This is a genomic window from Allosphingosinicella sp. (assembly GCF_036387215.1).
GTDB lineage: Bacteria > Pseudomonadota > Alphaproteobacteria > Sphingomonadales > Sphingomonadaceae > Allosphingosinicella.
Window position 1 is genome coordinate 1 of sequence record NZ_DASVUE010000390.1, and the last position, 3,573, is coordinate 3,573.

Below are 3,573 nucleotides of genomic sequence, written 5' to 3' on the forward strand. Positions count from 1 at the left end.
GAGGTCTGGAACACCGCTTCGTAGGTGAGGGTGCCCGAGCGGCTGACGACGCCGACCGAGCCCTTCTTGAAGATGTTGCCGGGCATGATGCCGATCTTGCATTCGTTCGGCGTCAGAACGCCGGGGCAGTTCGGGCCAATCAGCCGTGACTTCGAACCGGAAAGCGCGCGCTTCACCTTCACCATGTCGAGCACCGGAATGCCCTCGGTGATGCAGACGATCAGCGGCACCTCGGCATCGATCGCCTCTAGGATGGAGTCTGCTGCGAAGGGCGGCGGCACGTAGATCACGCTCGCATCCGCGCCGGTGGCCTCGACCGCCTCCTCGACGGTGTTGAAGACGGGCAGCCCGATATGCGTCTGCCCGCCCTTGCCGGGGGTCACGCCGCCGACGACCTTTGTGCCGTAGGCGATCGCCTGCTCAGAGTGAAAGGTCCCCTGCGCGCCGGTAAAGCCCTGCGTGATGACCTTGGTGTTCGAATTGACCAAAATGCTCAACGTTTGTTCCCCTTGGTCAGGATCTGGGCGGACAGGTGCACCGGTTGCGGAGCACCACGCACGGAAGGTGCGGTGAAATTGATGCGGATCGGCCGACCGGCGTCTCCAACGTTCCAATAGCCATCAGCGAAGCTCTTCTTGGCGACGAGCTTGCCAGGCTGGCCCAATGCGGTCGTCAGCGCTTCGGTGAGCCCCTGGACGGCTGAAAAATCGGTAAGGGCCACAACGAGGTTGCACTGAACACCCTCGGCCTTGAACGGACCATAAGGGCCGGTGGTCGAATAGCCGCGGCTGGTAATCGCAATCGGGCGTCCCTTCAGGCCGGAATGATCGCCAGACCAGATCGACAAGATCGCGGAAGGGCCGCGCCACTGGGTTACTAGCCCCTGCTGGTTCTTGCCCGCTGCTGGGAACTGAGCATCGCTGGACACCAGCTGGAGCGGCGATCCGGACACGCGTTGCGCCGCCGCCCCCGGATCAGGCAGGCAGAGGCGGCGGAACTCGGCAACGACGACAGCCGGAGCAATGGCTGAGGGGTTCAGGCCTTCGGCAATTCCCGCTGCGTCTCCCACGAGAAGCGGGCGACCGCTATCCTCCGTCAGCGTCACCGACTGAGCATTAGCAACGCCGGCGAACGCGAACGCGACAATAGCCGGGGCGCCGCGCATCTTCATGCCAAACTCCCGTCGATGCCCTTGCAGGCTTCCAGAAGCTCCTTCACCGCATCGACCGATACGGTGAAGTTCTGCCGCGCCGTCTCGTCGAGCTCGATCTCGACGATCCGCTCGACGCCGCCGGCGCCGATCACGACCGGGACGCCGACATAGAGGTCGTTCACGCCATATTGGCCGGTGAGGTAGGCGGCCGAGGGGAGGACCCGCTTCTTGTCCTTGAGATAGCTCTCGGCCATTTCGAGGGCGCTGGTGGCGGGTGCGTAGAAGGCGGAGCCGGTCTTCAGGAGAGCCACGATCTCACCGCCGCCGCCGCGGGTGCGCTTCACGATCTCGTCGATCCGCTCCTGGCTCGACCAGCCCATCTTGATGAGGTCGGGGATCGGAATGCCGGCGACGGTGGAGTATTGGACGACCGGCACCATCGTGTCGCCGTGGCCGCCAAGCACGAAGGCGGTGACGTCTTCGACCGAGACCTTGAACTCCTCGGCGAGGAAATGGCGGAACCGCGCCGAATCCAGAACGCCCGCCATTCCGACGACCCGCTCGTGCGGGAGGCCGGAGAATTCGCGGAGCGCCCACACCATCGCGTCGAGCGGATTGGTGACGCAGATGACGAAGCTGTCGGGCGCGTGCGTCTTGATGCCCTCGCCGACGGCCTTCATCACCTTCAGATTGATGCCGAGCAGGTCGTCGCGGCTCATTCCTGGCTTGCGGGCGACGCCTGCGGTGACGATGCAGACATCGGCGCCAGCGATGTCTGCATAGTCGTTGGTGCCGGTGAGCATGGCGTCATAGCCTTCGACCGGACCGGCCTGGGCGAGATCGAGCGCCTTGCCCTGCGGAATGCCTTCGGCAACGTCGACGAGGACGATGTCGCCCATCTCGCGGATCGCCGCGAGGTGGGCGAGGGTGCCGCCGATCATGCCGGCGCCGATAAGCGCGATTTTCTTGCGAGCCATGGGCCCTCCAGCCTTTCTACTGTCAAAGCGGGGCCGGCCGCGGTGAGCAGCCGAGGAAATGTGGCGCCCGCTTAGACCCGTAGGAGAGCAGGGGCAACCGGGTGCAGCCAGATTCTCGCCCCGGCCGTCACTCCTTGGGCAGCGGCGGCGGAGTGCCCATGCCGGGAGGTGGAGTCGACTTGCTCCGGGCGATCCACATTCGGCCAGCCGCAAGATCGAGCGTCACCGCATAATCCTTGAGAAACGGCATCCCGAGATTGCCGTCGATCGTCATGTCCGGAGTGAACGTCAATCCTTCGGCGCGGATGCCCTTTGCTACTTCGAACGAGCCCTGCTGCGGCCCTTCGCCTCGGGATCGAGCCCGAACAGCCGCGCATAGGGCTTCGAGACCAGGATCGTCCCGCCATTGCCGCTGTCGATCTCGAACCGCACCGGCCCCTTCCCAGTCGGGACTTCGAGATAGGCTGCGAGGGCGAGGCCGCTCACTTCGCGCGCCAGCCGGATCGGGAGCTCCCGCGCCGAAGCGATGCGCTCGGCCGCACTGGCGGGAGACTCGACGATCAGCTTTCCGGCTGCGGGATCGAACGTGATCGTCTTCCCCTCGAACACGTCGAGCGCCAGCAGCCCCTCGATCGGTTCGGCATCCTTGGAGATGAGCGGCGCGACTTCCATCACTCCTGCCGCCCGCGCGGTGAGCGGCACGCCGGCGGCCTTGAAGGAGAAATTGTCGCAGCGCGGCTCGGCGAGGCGGTTGCCGGTCATCTGATAACCGACCAGCTGTCCCCAGGGCTCGCAGCCGACCAGCTTGGCAAAGGCGGGAGAGACGATCGTGATCCCGCCGGCGGTGTCGACCGTGAAGAGCCCGCGCTTGCCGTTTGCCTCCACGCGGACCGCGACGCCCTTGCGGTAAGGCTCGAGCTTCAGCACCGCTTCGGGTGCCTGCGAGGCTGAGGCGGCGCCTGATGCCAGTGCAGTGGCGAGGACAACTGCCAGGAATTTCGTTGCGAGCTTCATCTTTGCCTCCGATCGCGCCAGCGCTCGTTGCACATCCGAAACTGAACAAAAGATGGCTAGGCTGCCGCCTCTTCGCCATGGCCGGCGGCGAGATAGTCCTGCGACTGCATCTCGATCAGGCGCGAGGCGGTGCGTTCGAATTCGAAGGCGCCGTCGCCTTTGGTGTAGAGCTCGGCCGGAGGCGCATCGGCAGCGGCGAGCAGCTTCACCTTATGGTCGTAGAGGGCGTCGATGAGGGTGACGAAGCGGGCGGCCTCGTTGCGGTTCTCAGGCCCCAGCTTCGGGATGCCGACGATGATGACGCTGTGGAAGCGGCGGGCGATCGCCAGATAATCCGGAGCCCCGCGCGCTTCTCCGCAGAGGCGCTTGAAGGAGAAGACGGCGACGCCCTTCAGGCTCTTCGGGACGTGGAGAGTGCGCCCGCCCTGC

6 protein-coding genes are annotated in these 3,573 nt (G+C 65.3%); all 6 read right to left on the reverse strand.

Annotation, left to right across the window (positions count from 1 at the left end; translation table 11 throughout):
* The coding region (locus tag VF662_RS14970; protein ID WP_464142691.1) for a succinate--CoA ligase subunit alpha at positions 1-497 on the reverse strand (497 nt) is incomplete at its 3' end.
* A complete protein-coding gene (locus VF662_RS14975; protein WP_464142693.1) occupies positions 494-1,171 on the reverse strand; it encodes a hypothetical protein in 678 nt (225 codons plus the stop codon). The genes VF662_RS14975 and VF662_RS14970, both read right to left, overlap by 4 nt.
* The gene (gene mdh, locus VF662_RS14980) at positions 1,168-2,130 is read right to left on the reverse strand and encodes a malate dehydrogenase (RefSeq protein WP_464142695.1); all 963 of its coding nucleotides are present in this window, start codon (positions 2,128-2,130) and stop codon (positions 1,168-1,170) included. Before mdh ends, VF662_RS14975 begins: the two co-directional genes overlap by 4 nt.
* Positions 2,131-2,257: 127 nt before the next feature.
* Complete coding sequence (locus VF662_RS14985) at positions 2,258-2,422, reverse strand: hypothetical protein (RefSeq protein ID WP_464142697.1); 165 nt, start codon at positions 2,420-2,422, stop codon at positions 2,258-2,260.
* Positions 2,423-2,445: 23 nt separating this feature from the next.
* Positions 2,446-3,144 (reverse strand): hypothetical protein, encoded by a 699-nt coding sequence (locus VF662_RS14990; protein WP_464142699.1) that lies wholly within the window; start codon positions 3,142-3,144, stop codon positions 2,446-2,448.
* Between the two features lie 56 nt (positions 3,145-3,200).
* Positions 3,201-3,573, reverse strand: a 373-nt coding sequence (gene zapE, locus VF662_RS14995; protein WP_464142701.1) for an AFG1/ZapE family ATPase, incomplete at its 5' end; no start/stop codon positions are given.

Coding starts and splice junctions, on each gene's coding strand:
- VF662_RS14975 (WP_464142693.1), bottom strand. CDS start 1,171: ATGAAGATGCGCGGCGCCCCGGCTATTGTCGCGTTCGCGTTCGCCGGC.
- mdh (WP_464142695.1), bottom strand. CDS start 2,130: ATGGCTCGCAAGAAAATCGCGCTTATCGGCGCCGGCATGATCGGCGGC.
- VF662_RS14990 (WP_464142699.1), bottom strand. CDS start 3,144: ATGAAGCTCGCAACGAAATTCCTGGCAGTTGTCCTCGCCACTGCACTG.